At 72.2% G+C, this 19,098-nt stretch carries 16 protein-coding genes; 6 read left to right on the top strand and 10 right to left on the bottom strand.

The features are described from left to right. Positions 1 to 2: 2 nt before the first annotated feature. Positions 3 to 944 carry an ABC transporter permease gene (locus FHR33_RS00410; RefSeq protein ID WP_183641882.1) on the top strand — a complete coding sequence of 314 codons (942 nt, stop codon included), beginning with the start codon at positions 3 to 5 and terminating at the stop codon, positions 942 to 944. Further along, positions 941 to 2,605: a dipeptide/oligopeptide/nickel ABC transporter permease/ATP-binding protein gene (locus FHR33_RS00415; RefSeq protein ID WP_183641885.1), complete on the top strand. Its 1,665-nt coding sequence runs from the start codon at positions 941 to 943 to the stop codon at positions 2,603 to 2,605. Before FHR33_RS00410 ends, FHR33_RS00415 begins: the two co-directional genes overlap by 4 nt. 40 nt (positions 2,606 to 2,645) lie before the next feature. On the opposite strand, the gene FHR33_RS00420 is transcribed toward FHR33_RS00415, so the two are convergent. Then, positions 2,646 to 3,863, bottom strand: coding sequence for an RNA-guided endonuclease InsQ/TnpB family protein (locus FHR33_RS00420; RefSeq protein WP_221240847.1), 1,218 nt, complete (start codon positions 3,861 to 3,863; stop codon positions 2,646 to 2,648). Between the two features lie 86 nt (positions 3,864 to 3,949). Here FHR33_RS00420 and FHR33_RS00425 point away from each other — a divergent pair, with 86 nt between their 5' ends. Then, positions 3,950 to 4,795, top strand: coding sequence for an ATP-binding cassette domain-containing protein (locus FHR33_RS00425; RefSeq protein WP_183641888.1), 846 nt, complete (start codon positions 3,950 to 3,952; stop codon positions 4,793 to 4,795). Here FHR33_RS00425 and FHR33_RS00430 read toward each other — a convergent pair. From FHR33_RS00430 to FHR33_RS00470, 9 genes are all read right to left on the bottom strand, one after another. Then, positions 4,744 to 6,378, bottom strand: coding sequence for a family 20 glycosylhydrolase (locus FHR33_RS00430; RefSeq protein ID WP_183641891.1), 1,635 nt, complete (start codon positions 6,376 to 6,378; stop codon positions 4,744 to 4,746). The genes FHR33_RS00425 and FHR33_RS00430 overlap by 52 nt on opposite strands. A 62-nt stretch (positions 6,379 to 6,440) precedes the next feature. Further along, entirely contained in the window at positions 6,441 to 7,181 is a 741-nt protein-coding gene (locus FHR33_RS00435; RefSeq protein ID WP_183641893.1) for a glycoside hydrolase family 16 protein, read from the bottom strand. Continuing rightward, positions 7,178 to 8,680 carry a hypothetical protein gene (locus tag FHR33_RS00440; RefSeq protein WP_183641896.1) on the bottom strand — a complete coding sequence of 501 codons (1,503 nt, stop codon included), beginning with the start codon at positions 8,678 to 8,680 and terminating at the stop codon, positions 7,178 to 7,180. The genes FHR33_RS00435 and FHR33_RS00440 overlap by 4 nt, the downstream gene beginning before the upstream one ends. Positions 8,681 to 8,700: 20 nt before the next feature. Further along, positions 8,701 to 9,396, bottom strand: coding sequence for a hypothetical protein (locus FHR33_RS00445; RefSeq protein WP_183641899.1), 696 nt, complete (start codon positions 9,394 to 9,396; stop codon positions 8,701 to 8,703). 11 nt (positions 9,397 to 9,407) lie between these two features. After that, positions 9,408 to 10,397 carry a MinD/ParA family ATP-binding protein gene (locus FHR33_RS00450; RefSeq protein WP_183641902.1) on the bottom strand — a complete coding sequence of 330 codons (990 nt, stop codon included), beginning with the start codon at positions 10,395 to 10,397 and terminating at the stop codon, positions 9,408 to 9,410. Positions 10,398 to 10,421: 24 nt separating this feature from the next. Then, on the bottom strand, positions 10,422 to 11,837 hold the full coding sequence (locus tag FHR33_RS00455; protein WP_183641904.1) for a hypothetical protein: 1,416 nt from the start codon (positions 11,835 to 11,837) through the stop codon (positions 10,422 to 10,424). Between the two features lie 14 nt (positions 11,838 to 11,851). Further along, complete coding sequence (locus FHR33_RS00460; RefSeq protein WP_183641907.1) at positions 11,852 to 13,633, bottom strand: hypothetical protein; 1,782 nt, start codon at positions 13,631 to 13,633, stop codon at positions 11,852 to 11,854. Between the two features lie 24 nt (positions 13,634 to 13,657). Further along, positions 13,658 to 14,839 (bottom strand): DUF8094 domain-containing protein, encoded by a 1,182-nt coding sequence (locus tag FHR33_RS00465; RefSeq protein WP_183641910.1) that lies wholly within the window; start codon positions 14,837 to 14,839, stop codon positions 13,658 to 13,660. A gap of 394 nt (positions 14,840 to 15,233) precedes the next feature. Then, positions 15,234 to 16,193 (bottom strand): helix-turn-helix transcriptional regulator, encoded by a 960-nt coding sequence (locus FHR33_RS00470; protein WP_183641913.1) that lies wholly within the window; start codon positions 16,191 to 16,193, stop codon positions 15,234 to 15,236. Between the two features lie 63 nt (positions 16,194 to 16,256). On the opposite strand from FHR33_RS00470, the gene FHR33_RS00475 reads away from it, so the two are divergent. The 3 genes from FHR33_RS00475 to FHR33_RS00485 all read left to right on the top strand — a co-directional run bounded on the left by FHR33_RS00475 (position 16,257) and on the right by FHR33_RS00485 (position 19,098). Next, the gene (locus FHR33_RS00475) at positions 16,257 to 17,510 is read left to right on the top strand and encodes an epoxide hydrolase family protein (protein WP_183641916.1); all 1,254 of its coding nucleotides are present in this window, start codon (positions 16,257 to 16,259) and stop codon (positions 17,508 to 17,510) included. Positions 17,511 to 17,544: 34 nt separating this feature from the next. After that, positions 17,545 to 18,639 (top strand): winged helix DNA-binding domain-containing protein, encoded by a 1,095-nt coding sequence (locus FHR33_RS00480; protein ID WP_183641918.1) that lies wholly within the window; start codon positions 17,545 to 17,547, stop codon positions 18,637 to 18,639. Between the two features lie 102 nt (positions 18,640 to 18,741). Then, complete coding sequence (locus FHR33_RS00485; protein ID WP_183641921.1) at positions 18,742 to 19,098, top strand: MerR family transcriptional regulator; 357 nt, start codon at positions 18,742 to 18,744, stop codon at positions 19,096 to 19,098.

The following is a 19,098-nucleotide window of genomic DNA, read 5'->3' on the forward strand; positions in this document are numbered from 1 at the left end:
TCATGCTGAGCTTCATCCTTCGCAGGATCGCGGCGGGGGTGGCCCTGCTGTTCGTGATCTCCCTGCTCTCCTACACCCTGCTGTCGATCCCGCACATCGACGTGGGCCGGCAGCTGCTCGGCCATGGCGCGGCCCAGGACCTCGTCGACGCCAAGAACGCGGCGCTCGGCCTGGACCGCCCCGCCCTGGTGCAGTACCTGGACTGGCTGGGCGCCGCCGTGCGAGGCGACTTCGGCACGTCCTGGTTCACCAGCGAGAACGTGCTCAGGGCGATCGCCAACCGGCTGCCCGTCACCCTCAGCCTGATGATCGGCGTCACTCTCGTCACCGCCGTGCTGTCGTTCCTGCTCGGCGTGTGGGCAGGCGTGCGGCGCGGCGCGGTCGACAGGTTCGTGCAGGTCTTCGCCGTGCTGGGCTACGCCCTGCCCGGCTTCCTCGTCACGCTGGTCATCGTCCTGGTCTTCGCCGTACGGCTGAACTGGTTCCCCGCCATCGGCTACATGGGGCCGAGCCAGTCCTTCACCGGCTGGCTCTCCACCGTGACGCTTCCCGTCATCTCGCTGTCGATCGGCTCCATCGCCGGGGTCGCACAGCAGGTCAGAGGGTCGGTGATCGACGTCATGCGGCAGGACTACGTGCGCACCCTGCGCGCGAGGGGCCTGCCGCCGTGGCGGATCGTCTTCGTCCACGTCGTCCGCAACGCCTCGGCCCCCGCGCTGGCCGTGCTCGGCATGCAGTTCGTCGGCCTGCTCGGCGGCGCCGTCCTCGTAGAGCAGATCTTCGGGCTGCCCGGCGTCGGCAGCATGACCGTCACCTACACCACCCGGGGCGACGTCCCGATCATCATGGCGCTGGTCATGTTCACCGTGATCGGCGTGATCCTGATCAACCTGGTCGTGGACATCCTGATCGGCTGGCTCAACCCGAAGGCGAGGATCGCATGAGGCTGCTCAGGCACCCGCTGGGGCTGATCTCGGCGCTCCTGCTGGCCGCGGTGGTGCTGGCCGTGCTGCTGGCCCCCGTGCTCAGCCCGCAGCCGCCCGGCCTGTCGAGCCTGCGGCTCGCCTTCGAGGGCCCCGCCGCGGGACATCCACTCGGCTTCGACTCCGCGGGCCGCGACATCCTGGCCAGACTCCTGTACGGCGGGCGCAACACGCTCGGCGGCGCGGTGATCGCCCTCGCGGTGGCCCTGGTGCTGGGCGTGCCGAGCGGCCTGCTCGCGGGATACTACGGCGGCTGGTTCGACTCGGCGGCCAGCTGGGTCGTCAACCTGGTGATGGCGCTGCCCGCGATGGTGGTGCTGCTGGCCTCGCGCGCCATCCTGGGCTCCACCGTGTGGGTCCTCATGGTCGTCCTCGGCTTCCTCGTGGCGCCCAGCTTCTTCAGGCTCGTGCGCGGCATCGTCGCCAACGTGCGAAGAGAGCTCTACGTCGACGCCGCCAAGGTCTCGGGCCTCAGCGACACGCGCATCGTCTCCCGCCACATCCTCATCGTCGTGCGCGCCCCGATCATCATCCAGGTGGCGCTCGTCGCGGGGATCGCCATCAGCCTGCAGGCGGGGCTCGAGTTCCTCGGCATCGGCAGCGGCGACTCACCAACCTGGGGCGCCATGCTCAACGAGGCGTTCAAGAACATCCAGCGCGCCCCGCTGCTGATGCTGTGGCCCGGTCTCGCCCTCGGCCTGACCAGCGGCGCGCTGGTCCTGCTGGCCGCCGCCCTTCGCGACGTGCTCGAAGACCGCGCCACGGCGCCCTCGGCGTCACGCACCGCCCCCGACGCCCGCGCGACGTCGAAGCCGGCTGCGGTGGAGGCGGGGGAGCGCGCCCACCTGCTGTCCGTGCGCGATCTGGCCGTCGCCTATCCGGGGACCGGCGAGGTGGTGCGCGGCGTCGACCTCGACGTGCGGGCGGGAGAGATCGTCGGCCTGGTCGGAGAGTCCGGCTCGGGCAAGACGCAGACCGCCTTCTCCATCCTCGGCATCCTCCCGGAGAAGGGCCGCGTCTCCCGCGGCAGCATCTCCATCGAGGGCCAGGAGATCGTCGGCCTGCCCGAACGCGCGCACCGCGCGCTCAGAGGCACACTCGTCGCGTACGTTCCGCAGGAACCGATGAGCAACCTCGACCCCGCCTTCACGATCGGCAGCCAGCTCGTCGAGCCCATCCGCTACAAGCTCGGCCTGCGCAGGGCGGAGGCGACCAGGCGGGCCCTCGACCTGCTGCGCCTGGTCGAGATCACCGACCCCAGGCGGACCTTCGACTCCTACCCGCACGAGATCTCGGGCGGCATGGCGCAGCGCGTCCTCATCGCGGGGGCCATGTCCTGCGAGCCGAAGCTCCTCATCGCCGACGAGCCCACCACCGCGCTCGACGTCAGGGTCCAGGCGGAGGTCCTCGGTCTGCTGCGCAGGCTGCAGCGCGACAACGACCTCGGAGTCCTGCTGGTCACCCACAACCTCGGCGTGGTCGCCGACCTGTGCGACAGGGTGGCGGTGATGCGGGAGGGCCGCATCGTCGAGCGCGGCACGGCCGAGCAGGTCCTGAGCACGCCGAGGGACCCCTACACGCGCGAACTCCTCAGCGCGGTCCTGCCCTTGGAGGTCAATTGACATCCTCTCCCACTGCAAGGCGGGAGATTCCAGCCCGTTCCTACACTGAGAGGGGGTCAGGGTGAGGTTCGCGGTTCGTCCGCCCCGGCAGTCCGGAGCGTCCCCGCGCAGCCACCGCATGCCCTGCGGCGGTATCGCGTATGTTCCTGGCCGCGTTCACGTCGGCGTTGGCGGCGTATCCGCAGGATCGGCACCGAAAGGCGGCTTGGCTCTCGCGCGCCTTCGCATCCACGATCCCGCATGCCGAGCAGCGCTGGCTCGTGTATGCAGGGTTGATCTTCACGACCCGTCCGGGTGCCTTGTGCTCCAGACGTTCCACGAGTCGGCCCCAGCCGGCCGCCAGGATGCCCCGGTTCAAGCCCGCCTTGGCCGCGATATTCCGGCCGGGCGCCTGCAGGGTGCCTCTGGCAGACCTGGTCATGCTGGAAATATTGAGATTTTCGACGGCGATCACGTCGAAACGCCGGGCCAGGTCCGTGGTGGCCTTCTCGATCCAGTCTTTGCGCCGGTCGCTCTCGCGGGCCTTCAGCCGGGCGACCGCCAGCTTGACCTTCACTCGGCGGTTCGATCCGCGCTTGGCCCTGGACAGCTTCCGCAGAAGGCGCGCAAGCCGTTCCTGCTCCGCCTGGCGCAGGGTGGGCGCAGTAAGCAGCTCGCCGGTCGACAGCGCCGCCGACACGGCGACACCACGGTCTATACCCACCACCTCACCCGTGCCTGGGGCGGGGATCGGCTCCGGAATGGCGGCGAAAGCCACATGCCAGCGCCCGGCCGCATCTCGCGTGACCCGGTGCGACTTCGCGCCATGAGGGACGGAGCGGGACCAACAAAACCGTACCCACCCCACCTTTGGGATCTTCACCTCGCCCACCTTGCGGGAAAGGCGCCGCACATCTCCGGGTCTGACCGCGACGATGCGGAAGCCTTCGTTCTGCCCGCGCTTGCGCCACGTCGGTTTGCGGTGGCTTTGGCCGAAGTAGTTGGCCATTGCCTGGGCGAAGTCTTTGAGTGCCTGCTGCTGGACGGTCACGGATCCGGCGCGCAGCCACGCGGACTCCGCACGTGCCTCTGTCAGCTGACGGCACTGCTCGGCGAACCCCGGCGCGCTCGTGCGACCGGGCTTCCAGTGCCGGTGCTGCTCTACGGCCAGGTTCCACACGAATCGGGCGTGCCCACAATGCTCAGCCAACATCTGCTCCTGGGCAGGCGTCGGTTGGAGACGGTAGCGGGACATGCCGATCAGATTATCGACCGTCACAGACAAAACAGGGAGACACAAGTGCCCCGCGGTTCCACGTTTCCTCCGGGCCCCGAAGGACGGGGCCTCAGCACTGTAGGTCTTCGGTGAACGCCCTGCTCACGGTCGAGGACCTGCGGGTCTCCTTCCCCGGGAAGGGGTGGGGCGCCCGTCGGGTCGAGGTGCTGCGAGGGGTGAGCCTGGACATCGCTCCCGGCGAGACCCTCGGACTGGTCGGCGAGTCCGGATCGGGCAAGACCACGATCGGCAGGGCGATCCTCGGGCTGGTGCCTGTCCAGTCGGGCGCCATCACCTTCGGCGGCGAACGCCTCGACCGGGTCAAGGCCAGGCGCAGGCGCCAGCTCGCCCGCGACCTCCAGGTCATCTTCCAGGACCCCTACACCTCGCTGAATCCGTCCAGGACGATCGGCGACACGCTCTCGGAGCCGCTCCTCGGACAGGGGATCGGCTCCCGTGAGGCCAGGTTGAGGGTCGGCAGGCTGCTCGACAGGGTGCACCTGCCCGCCGACGCCGCCGGGCGACTGCCGAGGGAGTTCTCCGGCGGGCAGCGCCAGCGGGTGGCGATCGCCCGCGCGCTGGCGATCGACCCCAAGCTGATCGTGTGCGACGAACCGGTCTCGGCGCTCGACCTCACCACCCAGAAGACCGTCCTGGACCTCCTGCTGGAGATCCAGGAGCAGACGGGGGTCGCCTACCTGTTCGTCTCCCACGACCTGGCCGTGGTGCGCTTCGTGAGCCACCGCGTCGCGGTCATCCATCGGGGCGAGATCGTCGAGAGCGGCCAGGCGGCCACCGTCACCACCCAGCCTCGACACCCCTACACCAGGGGGCTGCTGCTGGCGGCTCCGGTGGCCGACGTCGCCGAACAGCGCGCCCGCCGTCAGGCCTTCGAGCTGGAGTACGGCGGGCCGAACAGGACCGCCGAGCGGTAGTAGCCCTCCCAGCCCAGCCGATCCCACCACGGACCGTGGGCGCCCACCCTGTCCCGGTAGTGCGCCCACTCCGTGGCCTGGGGCGTCCACGCCTTCTCCGCGATGCCCGGCAGTCTCGGCAGCAGCAGGAACGCCAGGTCGTCGAAGGAGGTGACGCTCTCGCACCAGATCGCCGCCTCCACCCCCGCCAGCCGCGCCCCCGCGGGGATCTCGGCCAGCTCGGACGGCCGCCAGCCGAACAGCTCCTCGCAGGTGCGCGGCGTGTAGGAGGCCATGCCCACCCTGGTGCGGCGCTCGTTCTGGTCGGCTCGCGTGGACTCCTCGGCGTAGCGGCGGTCGAGGTAGAACACGCTGCTCGGCGAGGCGAGCACGTACGCGCCGGCGGCGACCGCCTGAGGGGTGTCACGGGAGGCGTGCTCGAAGGAGCCGGCCACGATGTCGATGAGCGGGTGGTACTCGGCGGGAGCGCTCTTCCTGGCGGCCTCGGGGTCGAACGCGTCGCCTTCGCCGACCCAGCACTGCGCCACGTCCTCGGGTTGAAGGGCGAGGGATCGGGCCGCCTCCTGCCAGGCGACCACCCGCTTGCCCGTGGCCCTGGCCAGCTCGAGCGACCTGGCGACGAACTGCGCGTACAGCTCCGGCGGCATCCCGAACGCCTCGTCGCCGCCGATGTGCAGGAACGGGCCAGGGGTGAGCGCGGCCACCTCGCCGAGCACGTCCGCCACGAAGCCGTCCGTCGCCTCGGCCCTGGGATCGAGGTGGCGCAGCAGCGGGTGCGCGGGCTCGTCGGCGCCCGCCAGTTCGGGGTAGGCGCGGACGGCCGCCTGGGTGTGACCTGGCATGTCGATCTCGGGCACCACGGTGACGAAGCGGGCCGCCGCGTAGGCGACGATCTCCCGGAAGTCGTCGTGGGTGTAGAACTGCCTGCCTTCGCCGTTGCGCGAGCCCTCGTCGCCCGGCCAGTTGCGCGGATCCGTGAGCCCGGGCCTGCCGGAGATCTCCAGCCGCCAGGCCTGGCTGTCGGTGAGGTGCAGGTGCAGCACGTTGAACTTGTACAGCGCCAGCAGGTCGACGACCTTCTTGACCTGGTCGACGGGGAAGAACCTGCGCACCACGTCCAGGGACAGCCCGCGCCAGCGCAGGGCGGGCCCGTCGAGGACGCGCACGCCGGGGGCCACGAGCCCCGGCTCCTGTCGTGTCAGCAGCTGCGCGAAGGTCGTCGCGCCACGGAACAGCCCCTCGGCCGAGGAGGCCGTCACCGTGGCCGACCTCTCGCCGATCGCCAGCTCGTAGCATTCGCGCGTCTCGGCCTCCTGGTCCAGCGGGTCGAGGCCGCGGGGCATGACCAGGCCCTCGAAGCCCCTGTCCTCGTGGTCGAGGACGAGGAGCAGGTCGGCCTGGCCGGCGACCTGGACCGTCGGCTTCACGTCGTGCAGCAGGGCGAGCAGCCCGGCCACGACCTCACCGAGCTCGAGCAGGTCGACGGAGGACACTCCGATACGCGGCCGGCCCTCCAGCCGGAGAGGGGCCGCTACGGGGATGATCCGCTGAGGGTAGGGGACGAGCGGAGGGGTCGGCGACATGGCGCTCCCTGCGTGACGAAATGAGCTGACCCCCATTTCCTACCACATGGTAAGTTTTGGCATCAGGTCAGGGCGTAGATGCGCAGCCAGTCGACCTCCATCCACGCCTCGCCCTCGCTGCCCTCGCCGGGGAACCAGTCGAGCTGGAGGCAGGCCGACATCGGCGTCGTGACGGCGATGTCGGACCTGAACCACTCCTGGCCGTCGATGTAGCCGACCACGCCCTCGGGAGAGGTCTCCACCGCGTAGGTGTGCCAGGTGGTCATGTCCAGGCTCGCGTGCGCCTCCTGCCTGCCCTGCGGCGAGTGCATGAAGAAGTTCGGCCGCTGCCGTTCGGGGTCGTCGATCACTTCCAGGAAGTCGATCTCCTCGCCGCCGTTCGGCTTCACGCCTCCGCCGCCGCCGGCCGGCCACAGCAGCGCGACGGGGTGGTAGGAGCCCGCGCCCGGATAGAGGCGGATGCGCGTCTCCCACCGCCCGTACTGCTGCGTGTACCTGGCGGCAAGGCCGGCGGTGGTGCCGTCGGGGGTGCCGTACAGGAACAGGGCGCCGTCGCCGAGGAAGAGCTGGCCCGGTGAGCGGCGGCCGTTGCCGGCGTGGCCTGGCGAGTCGTAGACGGCCCACTCGTTCGGATCGAGGAAGTCGTCGAACTCCGCACACCACACGGGCTGGCCCCACCCTCGCTGGTCGTCGAGTTGCGCGCACGGCGCGGCCGTCGCGACGCCGACGAAGCCGGGCGTGCTGGAGCACAGCACCGCCACCAGCCCGACGACGGCGATGCGCGAACGCGTTCTGGACATCATGGGGCACCCTCCTCCGCCCTGGCACAACCGGCCGCGGGCCCGAATACCCAGCACATCGTAGGCATGAGCCCTGCCTGAACAGGGGTGGTCGCCCGCGACGCGCCGGTGCCGGTCCGCGACTGAGCGGCGGGGGATGCCGCGGGGGCTGCTGCGGGGGTGTCGGCGGGGGCCGCCGACGGAGGGGCCGCGAACGGCTGGGCGGGAGCGGGCGGGACGAAGGCCCACCTGGGCTGCGCCACCGAGGAGGAGGTTCCCCAGCACGTGGCGCTGTTCATGGTGAGGCAGGAGTTCCCCGTGGAGGGGGCGTAGGGCGCGGCGAGCGCGGGCAGCGGCAGGACGGTCCTGGTGCCGAGGGCGTTGAGCGGGTTGAGCGCGAGCACGCGGGCGTCGGAGATGTCCTTGCCCTGTCCCGAGCCGGGGGCGGGTCCCCTGTCGGGCGCGGTCACGCCGGGATCGGCGTTCACGGGCGCGGACGGCGGCAGCGTCGGCTCCCGTGCGGGAACCGACGCCTGGGCGGGCGCGGGCCCCGCGGTGGGCACAGTGGAAGGCACAGCGGTGGGCACAGCGGTGGGCACAGCGGAAGGCACAGCGGAAGGCACAGCGGAAGGCACAGCGGAAGGCACAGTGGCGGGCGCTTCGGTGGGCACGTCGGCGGGCCGCCTGGCGGGCGCCGTGGGGGGCGGTGTGGCGGGAACCGATGCCCTGGGGGGCGTTGAGGCCTTGGCGGGTTCTGGAGCCCTGGCGGGTGCGGACGGCTTGGCGGGCTGGGAGACGGCCGGTGGCTGCTTGACGGCGGTGGTCGGCCTGGCGCTCGGCTGAGCGGTGCTCCTGGGCGCGGGCGGGCTGGCGGGCGTGCTCTTGGGCGCCGCGCTGGCGGTGGGGGCGGGTTTGGCGGGGGCGCCGGCCGTCGGGCTGCTCTTGGGCGTGCTCCTGCCCTTGGGGATGACGATCTTGATGGGTTTGAGCTTGGGGATCTCCAGTTTCGCGGCGTGCGAGGCGGTCGGCTTCTCGCTGGGTTTCGGCTCCTCCGAGGGCACCGGCTTGGGGTCGGGCTTGGGCGCGGGCCTCGCGCTAGCTGGAGGCTTCTTGCTCGCGGGCGGCTGCGAAGGGCTCTTCTTCGGGGAGGCGGTGGGCTCGGGGGTGCTGGAGGCGGAGGTGGTGGGCGCGGGCTCCTCGGGCGCGGGCTCTTTCGGCGCGGGGTCCTCGTCCGTCGGAGCCGTGGTGGGCTCTGTCGTCGGCTCCGTCGTCGGTTCGGACGTGGGCTCGGGAGCGGGCTCGGCTGTCGGCTCCTCGGTGGGCCGCGGTTCCTGTGGCGGCTCGGGAGCCGGCGCGGGGGCGGGTTCGTGTGTCGCGACAGGACCCCCCTCGGGTAAGGAGGGCTCGACGTCGGCATGGGAGATCCACGGCTGGGCGAGCGCGCCTCCGCCCACCACGGACACGCATACCAGCAGCAGGCCCGAGGCGAGGGAGAGGGGCCGGGAGGGACGGCGTGGGGTCATGAGGTGGTGTCTCCTGGACTTCACTCGGCGGGATCGGTGTGGGCGATGGGCCGCCAGCCGGCCGCGGTGAACTGGGGGGTGCCCGGAGCGGCCGCGGGTGGCGCGGCGACGGGCCTGGTGTCGGGGGTGTTGACCCAGTCCCCGCCGCGCAGGGTGGGGTGCCAGGTCATGAGCAGGTTCATGGCGTAGGGACTGGAGTACAGCGGGCCCGCGTCGCCCTTGGTCGCCGACACCTGGACGAGGACGGAGACGAGGATCTGGTCCTTGGCCCGCTCCTGCCAGCGGATGCCGATCGTGCTCGACCTCATGGCCGCGCCGGCGGGCAGGGAGCCCTCCTCGGGCAGGCCGAGCGTGCGCCGCCAGCCCTTGGTCGCGCTGACGGCGCCCTCACGGGCCGCCGCCCGCTGCTCGGGCGCCGCGTACAGCTCGGCGGCGGCCATCGCCTGGACGTCGTCGAGCGTCCACGCGGCCTCCAGAGTGGCGGCGGCGGCCGAGGCGGCGCCCAGCTCGGTGTGCGGGAAGCCGACGGGGAAGCCGGCCTCGCCGTGATGCCCCGCGGGCTGGGCGAGCGTGACGGGGCCGGCGTCCGAGCCTGGTCGCAGGATCCAGGCGGCGACGGCGACCGCGAGCACCGCGACCACCACGATCGCCACGCGGCGCAGGCGGTGGCGGCGCCGTACCGGGCCGAGGTCCCAGCGCAGGGCCGGGTCCTCCATCACAGGCGACACTAGTGACCCCGATCGGAGCGCAGGCTGAAGGCCTGCCCCGCCGCGGCGGCGAGGCGCAGGTACGCGCCCGCGGTGGTGGGCCGCAGCCGCAGCAGGTCCACCTCGGCGCCCTCCTTCAGGTGCGGGTCGTACGGCACGCGGATCACGGTCCTGCACCTGGCGCTGAAGTGCTGCTCCAGCAGGTCCACGTCGACGTCGCAGCGCTCCTCGACGGCGTTCAGCACCACGATGGCGTTCTTCACCAGGTCGGCGTGGCCGTGCGCGGTGAGCCAGTCGAGCGTGGCGGCCGCCGAGTTGGCGCCGTCCACCGCGACCAGGCTGACCAGCACGATCTGGTCGGCCATGTCCAGCGTCGCGCCCATGGCGCCGTGCAGCAGCCCGGTGCCGCAGTCGGTGATGCAGATGGAGTAGTAGCGCTCGATCAGCCCTGCCACGGTGCGGTAGTCGTCGGCGGCGAACGCCTCGCTCACGGCGGGGTCGGTGTCGGAGGCGAGCACCTCCAGCCGCGCGGGCGACTGGGAGGTGAAGGCGCGGGCGTCGGCGTACCTGACGATGTGCTCGGCCTCGGCCAGCAGCGTGCGGATCGTCGCGGCGGTCTCGGACTTGACCTTCAGGCCCAGCGTCCCCCTGTCGGGGTTGGCGTCGATGGCGATGACCCTGTCGCCCCTCAACGAGGCGAGCGTGTTGCCGAGCGCCGCCGTGGTGGTGGTCTTGCCCACGCCGCCCTTCAGGCTCATGACCGCGATCCTGTGATGGCCGCTGGCCACGGGCGTCTGCGCCTGGGCGATCAACTTGCGCCGCTCCACCTCGGCCGACGACTCGGGGGGCAGGTACCTGTGGCCCGACAGCTGCCAGACCAGGCGCCGCCATCCGGAGGAGGGCTCGGGCCGCCTGTTGGTCAGCAGGCGCTCGGCGGTGAGCGGGATGGACTGGTCGAACTGCTCGGGCGAGGTCGCCGGCTTCTGCAGCCTGGAAGGGGTCTCCGTCATGGCAAGGGGTCCTTTCGCAAGGGGTCAGCAGGTCTTCCATCGGATGCGGGTGGTGAGCGAGTCGGAGGGGCCCTGGACGGTCAGCACGACCTCCGTCGGTGACGGGTCTCCGCACCAGTGGCGAAAGCGCAGCGCCCGCACCCGGATGACGGCGGGGTCACCGTCGCCCGAGGTGCCCGTGGACGGGGTGACGGCCAGCCCCGGCGCGGTGATCCGCCAGCTCACCGGCTCGCCGGGGACGTTCAGCGTGATCGTGCCCCTGCCGAAGTCGTCCAGCGCGATCGAGGGGGGAAGCGTCAGCCGGCCCGCGAGGGCGTCGTCGCCCGCCGAGGGGGTGAACGTGGTCTCGGGGGGAGACTCCGGCGAGGGGCCGAGGACCTGCAGGCCGGTGATCATGCCTGCCGTACCGGCGACGAGCATGATGGCGACCTTGACGGCCGTACGGCGGGTGCGTGCGCCCGCAGCGGCCAGCGCCTCGGGCAGCCGGGACTTGGGCCTCGGCTCGGGCGGCGGCGAGACTGCCTCGGCCGGCTCCTCCCGCGCGGGCCGGCCGGGCGGCGGGCTGGTCGCCTGGTCGGTGGGGGAGAGGACCTCACGGGCCCACACCCTGGAGGCCAGCGCGTTGAACAGCGGGGTGTCCTGGCCGGGGGTCGGGATGGCGGGGGGTCGCACGTCGAGGTCCTGCCCGGCGGGCCGTCCTTCCGAGTCGGCGGGGGCGGCCTGGCGGGGGACCACGGGGGGAGCGGGGTCGGGCGCGGAGGGCAGCAGGCTCAGCACCTGCTCCCTGCGCGCGAGGCTCAGCGGGGCCACCGGCACCTGGTCGATCATCTGGGGAACGGTGTAGTGGATGTTGAAGGGCCGGTTGCAGGCCGAACACTCGATCATGTGCGTGAGCAGATCCGAGCGCGCGGAGGCGGACCCGTCGGGGAAGGCCGCCGCCGCCAGAGGGGGCAGCACCTCACAGGTGGGCCTGCCGCGCGAGAGCGCGTCGAGCCCGCTCACCAGCGTCTCGATGAGGTCCTGCGTCCTGGTGACCAGCCGGTGCGCCTCCGCCTCCTGCAGGCCCAGCGCGTACGACAGGTCGGCCAGGGTCAGCTCGTGACGGAACAGCAGCAGCAGCGCCTCCACGCCGAGCGGGTCGACCACCGCCCACGCCCGCTCCATGAGCTCGGCGTCGGGCAGGCCCGCCCCCGTCCCCGGGTGGTAGCCGTCGCGGCAGGCGGGATCGGCCAGGCAGACGCGGCGCAGCGCCGCGATCAGCAGGCCGCGCTCGGAGACGCTCTCCGGCACGGCCTGCCAGTTCGACGCGCCGAGCGCGGCGGCGACCGCGGCGGGCGCGGCGGCCTCGCCCAGCCGGTGGACGGCGTAGTCCATGAGGTGGCCGCCGTGCTCGCGCACCCATGCCGCCGCTCTGTCAGGTCCGAGGATGGCGCTTCCCATGTCGTGAAGGGAGCTCATGGCCCCGGGTCCGGCTCGACGACGCCCGGCGAGCTCTCCGTCGAAGGGGCGCTACCCCTGGTGGGATCGACCACCACGAGCTGTAGGTTCCGGTCGGGCAGACCGGTGAACTTGGTCCAGTTGCTCACCTCGCCGTCGGCCGGGTCGGCGTACAGCCACCGGATGAACGCGGGCCACATGCAGGAGTCGCGTGGCAGGTTGGCGGGCGAGGCGGCCGAGACGCCCATCGCCTGGAGCTGCTGCTTGCTGTAGTCGCGGCACTCGGGGGTGCCCGGTGGGGCGATGGTGAGGTCCCATTCGCCGTTGGCGTCGGTGTAGGTCCTGGTGCCGTCGAGGCCGAGCGCCTCTTCGGCGCGCCGCATCAGCTCGGGGTCCTGGAAGATCGGCAGGCTCTCGCCCTCGGCGGTGGCCGGGCGCAGGGTGGTGCCTTGGGGGGCGCGCGGCCCCGAGGTGGCGGCGGCCGTGCCCCGCGGCTGGGTGGGCCTGCCGGTGGCGGCGGGCCGCAGCGAGGTCGGCATGGACGGCTGTGAGGGCGTGGCCCTGGGCTTGACGCTGACCCTGGTGCTGGCCCTCGCCGAGGGCTGCGTCGACCTGGCGGGCGGAGGGCTCTTCAGGGTCGGCGGGGCGGGCCTGGCCGTGGGCAGCGCGGTCTGCGCGGGGTCCTCGCAGCCGGGGGCGATCCCTTCGCGGACGGCCGGCCGCAGCGCGCTGCCGTCGGGCCCCGTCAGCAGGCACTGGCGGTCGTCGGGGGGCCGGAGAGTGGGGGTGCCGCCAGGAGGACGAGCCGTGGGGGCCTGGTCAGGCGGCCTGACCGTCGGCCTCTGGCCGGGCTGGCTCTGACGCGGCTGGTCCGGAGGGTTCTGGCGGGGCAGGTCCGGCGGGTTCCTGCGCGGCTGGTCCGGAGGATTCTGACGCGGCTGATCGGGAGGGCTCTGGCTGGGCCGGCGCGGCGGGCTCTGGCTGGGAGGGCGCTGGACCGGTGAGCTCGCGGTGGGCGGGCTCCCCGTCGCTCTGGCCCGGTCCTGGCCGCTCTGGCCCGACCGGCTCTCGTCGGCGGGACGGGGGCGCACCGGTTGGAGCGGAGGACGGCTGGGGACGGGCTCGACGGCCCGCAGCGTGCCCTTGGGGAAGGAGGTGGCGGGAGCGTCGGCCAGCTTCGGCGTGCCGGTCTCGATCGTGTCGTCGTCCCTGCCGGTCTCGGGCTTGCGTTCCCTGTCGGGCTCGCTCCTCCTCGTCGAGGCGGGGGTGTCCTGCGCGGGAGGGCGAGGAGCGGGCTGTCGCGGCTCGTTCATCCGCGTGGGCTGCGGCGCCTCGCTCCTCCTGGGCGCGGGGTCGGGCCGCTCCGACTTCTTCGGTTCCTGCGGCCGCTCCGACGGGGTGGACCGGTCCGCGGGGTTGCCGGGTCTCAGCAGGGGCGGCGAGGTCGTCGTCCCGTTGCCCAGCAGGGGGATGGACGCGCACGCCTCACCCGTGGCCTGGACCGCCAGCCAGTCGACCGTGGCCGCCAGGCACACCGGAGGGCCCGCCGCGCCGCCCGACAGGGTGCTGCCGCCGTCCGCGCCGGTGAGGGAGCGGGCGGTGAGCCCTCCCGAGGCCGACGTGGCGGACTGCCCGTCCAGCTGGTAGGTCCCCGCCGCCAGGCGCAGGACCTCGGTCCTGGGCTCGGAGGCGCGGTCGTGGAGTACGCTGCCCAGCCCCGCCCCGGCGCCGAACACGCCGATCGTGAGTGCTGTGGTGACGACCGTTGACCTGGAAGGTCTGCGTGGGGATGTCGCCATGGTGCTCCTCTTGTCTTCGGTTCGTCAGGTGCCGTGGCTCTCCAGTACGTCTGTCCAGTCGCCCATGACCCTGATGGGCTCGGCCGAGCCGATCGGCGGGACGTGTGCCAGGTACATCCGCCCGTAGGTGGCGCTCGCCGTACGGGCGAACGAGCGGTTGCCGGTGCGGACGGCGGCCGGGCCCTTCAGCGTCACCGTGGTGCCAGGCCGCTCGGCCGTGCGCACCTCGGTGGAGCGGGCGGAGTACCAGACCAGCGCGCCACCGTCGGTGGTCCTCAGCGCCCTCACCTGGCCGGTCAGCCGGTAGGACAGCTCCAGCTTCCAGCCGGCCTCACGCAGCTGGGCGCGCTCGCGCTGCCAGAGCTTCACCGCGGTCGACGTCCACGGCCCTTCGGCGAACCGCCCGTCCTCGGTGGCTCGTTCCAGGCTCCTCAGGTGCGCCAGCGCGATCTGTTTGGGCGTGCCGCGCAGGCCGGAGGTGAACTCGTCCAGGCTCGTGGCGTAGCCCTCGGGGTCGACGGCGATGGCCGGCAGGTCAGGCGCGGGGTCGCGGGTGTCGGCGGTCGAGACCGCGAGCCGCCATCCCTTGCCGGTCCTCACCATCAGGTCGGTCACGCGCGCGACGCCCGGCTCGTGCATGGCGGCCACGAACCATTCGCCCGCCTCCGCCGTACGGCGCGGCACCCACACCTTGGTGCCCGGCCAGATCCCCGCGGGGACCTCGCTCTTCCGCAGCCTGGCGGTCTCGAAGCTCGCCTTGGTCATCTCCAGCGCGAGCCCCTGTTCGAGCGCGTCGACGGCCTTGTGGTCCAGCTTGAGCTGGGCCGCCGACAGCTCGTGCTGGAAGCGGTCGTGCACCCGCTTGGCCTCGGCGGCCGTGACCGCCGGCTTCGCCCCGTCCCCTCGCGACGGAGCGGCCGACGTGGCCGGGTCGACCGGCTGACCGGTCGACCCGGCCCGTGCCGATCCTCGATCGGGATCCGCCGCCGACGCGGTGGCCATGGGAACGGCCACCCCCGGTGAAGGCTCCCTCGAAGATCGAATCGCGCCGAGCCCGATCCCCACCGCGGCCAGCACGACGAATACGGTCCCCGCACCGATGATCAGCCGCCACGGGCCGGACGACAGCCGCTCGGGCTCCCACTCGGACTCCGGCGGCTGAGGCTGCGATCTGTGCCTGGCCATCGGGGGTGTGGGCGCGGTCATGGCTGTGTCATCGGAGTGGCCGGGCGGCCAGACCTGCCTATCGGGCAGGTCCGATGGATCATGGGACACAAACCCCGATATTAGACTTACTGCACGTCCTTTCAAGGGTCATAAATGTAGTAATCGAACTTTCCGGATCGCATTAGAACTATATTTCGCAATATCTATAGAGAAGTACGAAAAAGTATAATTCGCGGCCTTGACTGGATCCTGACTACGGGTTATGGCCTGCGGGCCCGGTGGGTCCAGCTTCGGACATGCGATTGACCCGACAACGGCTGACCGGAATTCCGTCCGGCAGCCCTCCCCTCGGCGGCAGGGGGAGTGGCGCATATCGGTCCTCGCCTGAAAGTCGGCGCGCCGTGGAAAGGGTTATCGGTGCATTGTCGGCTCGCTATGTCGGCCGCACGGCACGCAGGCACCGCGCGGCCTGGGCGCGGAGAGCCTCGGCGAGCTCGGGCGGTCCGCTGACGAGGGTGAAGTCGGCGTCCACCGAGGTGATCATCCACACCAGCGCGGAAGGGGTGTCGGCGCCGACATGGAACAGGCAGTTGTGCTCGTCGACCGCCTCGACCACGCCCATGCCGGGCCAGATCCTGTCGGCGACCGCCTCGGCGGACTCGTGCAGGGTCACGGTCGCCTGGCACGGCCACGTCCGCGACGACAGCTGGTGCGACAGGTAGGTCGCGACGTCGCCGTCGGGCGGCTGCCTCGGCGCGAACCGCGGGCCGTACGGGGTGCGGGGGGTCAGCCTGTCCACCCTGAAGGTGCGCCAGTCGTCGCGGTCGGTGTCCCAGGCGACCAGGTACCAGTGCCGGCCGAAGCTGACGAGGCTGTGCGGCTCCACCGAGCGGGTGGTGACGCCGCCGCGAGGGCTGGCGTAGTCGAAGCGCAGTCCTTCGTGGCGGCGGCAGGCGTCGGCGATCGTCATCAGAGTGTCGGGGCTCACCGCCGGCCCTGTGGCGCCGACCCTGACGGTCGCCGTGTGCAGCGTGTTGACCCGGTGCCGCAGCCGCGAGGGCAGCACCTGCTCGAGCTTGGTCAGCGCCCGCAGGGAGGTCTCCTCGATCCCGGCCACCGAGCCGCCCGCCGCCGAGCGCAGGCCGACCGCCACGGCGACGGCCTCCTCGTCGTCCAGCAGCAGGGGCGGCAGCGCCGCGCCCGCCCCGAGCCGGTAGCCGGCGCTCCCCTGGGTGGCGTGCACCGGGTAGCCGAGCTCGCGCAGCCGCTCCACGTCGCGGCGGACCGTGCGTGAGGTGACTCCGAGCCGCTCCGCGAGCTCGCCGCCCGACCAGTCGCGATGGGTCTGCAGCAGCGACAGCAGCCTGAGCAGGCGTGCGGAGGTCTCGAGCATGTCCGCCAGTCTGCCGGACGCTTAGGACCGAATCTTTCCTAAGCGGGTCCTAGCGTCGTCGGTATGACGAACCCGCAGGGCATCAGGCCCTTCCGTATGGACATCCCGCAGGCGCAGCTCGACGATCTGCGCGCCAGGCTGGCCAACACCCGCTGGCCGGAGGAGCTGCCGGGAGTTGGCTGGAGCAGGGGTGTGCCGGTGGGCTACCTGAAGGAGCTCGCCGAGTACTGGCGCACCGGCTACGACTGGCGGGCGCACGAGGCGACACTCAACGAGCACCCGCAGTACCTCACCACCATCGACGGGCAGAACATCCACTTCCTGCACGTGCGCTCGCCCGAGCCCGACGCCATGCCGCTGATGCTGCTGCACGGCTGGCCCGGCGGGGTCGTGGACTTCCTCGACGTCATCGGAGCGCTCTCGGACCCCCGCGCGCACGGCGGCGACCCTGCCACGGCCTTCCACCTGGTGATCCCCTCGCTGCCGGGGTTCGGCTTCTCCACGCCGCTGGCGGGGCCCGGCATGAGCGCGGCCAGGATGGCAGGGCTGCTGGTGCGGCTGATGGCCGAGCTGGGATACGAGCGCTACGGCGTCCAGGGCTACGACACCGGCGCGTGGGTCGCCCCCGAGATCGGCAGGCAGGACCCCGATCACGTCGTCGGCGTCCACCTCAACGCCATGCTCACCTTCCCCGTCGGCGCGGAGGGCGAGATGGACGCTCTCACCGAGGCCGAGCGGCGGCGCTGGGAGTCGATGCAGAACTTCAACGACGGCTACCTGCAGTGCAACTCCAAGCGGCCCCAGACGGTGACCTACGGGCTGCACGACTCGCCCGTCGGCCAGCTCGCCTGGATCGTGGAGAAGTTCAAGGAGCTCACCGACCCTGAGGAGGGGCTGCCCGAGGACAGCGTCGACCGCGACCGCATCCTGACCGACGTCTCGCTGTACTGGCTGACCGGCACGGCGGGGTCGGCGGCGCAGATCTACTACGAGGAGATCTCCGCCAACGCCTGGAGCGCCTCGGCTGACGGAGCGAGCTGGAACGACGCCGCCTCGGGGGGCGGCTCCGGCGATGCCGGCTCCGGGGATGCCAGCTCCTGGAGCGAGGGCGCGGGCGACTGGGCGGCCGCTCAGAGGGGGACGGTGCCCACCGCGGTGCTCGTCTCCGCCCACGACGTGACCGTCCGCCCCTGGGCCGAGCGCGACCACAACGTCGTGCGCTGGACCGAGCTCGGCACGGGCGGCCACTTCCTGTCGATGGAGGCGCCGGACCTGCTGGTCGCCGACGTCCGCGAGTTCTTCGCGAAGGTGGGCTGAGGTGGGCGCCCGCGGGCCGCGTTCAGGCGCCGCTGTGCTGAGCCCGCGGGCGCTCAACCGCGCGGCGCTGGAACGGCAGCTGCTGCTGCGTCGCGCGGACCTGCCCGTGAGCGAGGCCGTCGAGCGGGTGCTCGGGCTGAACGCCCAGGACCCCAACCTGCCCTACCTCGCGCTGTGGAGCAGGCTCGAAGGGTTCGCGATCGAGCATCTGACAGCGGCGATCGAGGATCGGTCGCTGGTGCGCTCGACGATGATGAGGGCCACCCAGCACGTGATGTCGGTGCGCGACTTCCGCCTCGTCCGGCCGGTGCTCGCGCCGTTGCTGCGCAGGGTGCAGCGCAACGCCTTCGGACGCCGCACCACGGGGATCGACCTCGACGCGCTCGTGGCGGAGGCTGGTGAGTTGCTCGCGGGCGGGCGGGTGCTCACCAGGCCCGAGCTGGGCAGGCTCCTCGCCGAGCGGCGGCAGGGCGCCGACCCTCTCGCTCTCGGCTGGAGCGTGCAGTACCTGCGGCCGCTGGTGCACCCGGCTCCCAGCGGCACCTGGAACGTCCGCGGCGCCACGCCCTTCGCCTGCGCTGGCTGGACCGGCATCCGGCCGCAGGCGACGGCCGAGGACGTGCGCCAGATGGTCCGCCGTTACCTGGCGGCCTTCGGGCCCGCCTCCGTGTCCGACGCGCGGGCCTGGTCCGGCGTCGGCGGCCTGCGCGAGGTGTTCGACCAGCTGCGTCCCGAGCTCCGGGTCCACGCCGACGAGTCGGGCAGGGAGCTGTTCGACCTCCCTGACGCGCCTGCGCCGCAGGAGGACCTGCCCGCACCTGTGCGGCTCCTCCCGGAGTTCGACGCGCCACTGCTGGCCTACGCCGACCGCACCCGCGTCATGCCCGACGAGGTCCGCCGCCAGGTCTGCGTGGGCGCCGGCGTGGCGGCCACCGTCCTGGTCGACGGTACGGTCGCCGCCACCTGGACGGTGTCCCGCAAGGGCGCTGTCGCCACGTTGACCGTGCACCCGCTTCGCCACCTGCCGCCCGCGGCCCGCGACGAGATCGAGACGGAGTCGGCCCGCCTGCTCGCCTTCATCCACCCCGACGCCGAGGAGCGCCGCATCCACCTCCTGCGATCCGCGTGACCTGCGAGCCGCCCGAGGCCACGCGAAGGCCGCAATCCTCGGGCGGCCGTGCTGAGAATCCGGCGCGCGCTAAGGTGTCACATCGGTGTGAAGGAGGGGCACGTGCGCATCGGGGATCTCGTGCAGGCGACCGGGGTGAACCGGCGGCTGCTGCGCTACTACGAGGAGCAGGGCCTGCTCCACCCGGTACGGCTGGCCAACGGCTACCGCGAGTACGCCGAGTCGGACGTCGTCGTGGTGCGCGCCATCCGCACCCTGCTGGCCGCCGGGCTGCCGACCGCCGTCATCGCCACGTTCCTGCACTGCGTCCACGACCAGGACGAGCCGGTGGTGCCGCGGGCCTGCCCGACCGTGATCTCCCACCTGCGGCAGGAGCGCGCCCGCATCACCGAGACGATCAGCCGGCTCGAGACGTCCCAGCGGGAGATGGACGCCCTGCTGGCGGCCGCCCTCCGCTGA

It is taken from the genome of Nonomuraea dietziae (assembly GCF_014195505.1).
GTDB lineage: Bacteria > Actinomycetota > Actinomycetes > Streptosporangiales > Streptosporangiaceae > Nonomuraea > Nonomuraea roseola.

Coding starts and splice junctions, on each gene's coding strand:
- FHR33_RS00410 (WP_183641882.1), top strand. CDS start 3: ATGCTGAGCTTCATCCTTCGCAGGATCGCGGCGGGGGTGGCCCTGCTG.
- FHR33_RS00415 (WP_183641885.1), top strand. CDS start 941: ATGAGGCTGCTCAGGCACCCGCTGGGGCTGATCTCGGCGCTCCTGCTG.
- FHR33_RS00430 (WP_183641891.1), bottom strand. CDS start 6,378: ATGTCGCCGACCCCTCCGCTCGTCCCCTACCCTCAGCGGATCATCCCC.
- FHR33_RS00435 (WP_183641893.1), bottom strand. CDS start 7,181: ATGATGTCCAGAACGCGTTCGCGCATCGCCGTCGTCGGGCTGGTGGCG.
- FHR33_RS00440 (WP_183641896.1), bottom strand. CDS start 8,680: ATGACCCCACGCCGTCCCTCCCGGCCCCTCTCCCTCGCCTCGGGCCTG.
- FHR33_RS00445 (WP_183641899.1), bottom strand. CDS start 9,396: ATGGAGGACCCGGCCCTGCGCTGGGACCTCGGCCCGGTACGGCGCCGC.
- FHR33_RS00450 (WP_183641902.1), bottom strand. CDS start 10,397: ATGACGGAGACCCCTTCCAGGCTGCAGAAGCCGGCGACCTCGCCCGAG.
- FHR33_RS00455 (WP_183641904.1), bottom strand. CDS start 11,837: ATGGGAAGCGCCATCCTCGGACCTGACAGAGCGGCGGCATGGGTGCGC.
- FHR33_RS00460 (WP_183641907.1), bottom strand. CDS start 13,633: ATGGCGACATCCCCACGCAGACCTTCCAGGTCAACGGTCGTCACCACA.
- FHR33_RS00465 (WP_183641910.1), bottom strand. CDS start 14,839: ATGACCGCGCCCACACCCCCGATGGCCAGGCACAGATCGCAGCCTCAG.
- FHR33_RS00470 (WP_183641913.1), bottom strand. CDS start 16,193: ATGCTCGAGACCTCCGCACGCCTGCTCAGGCTGCTGTCGCTGCTGCAG.
- FHR33_RS00475 (WP_183641916.1), top strand. CDS start 16,257: ATGACGAACCCGCAGGGCATCAGGCCCTTCCGTATGGACATCCCGCAG.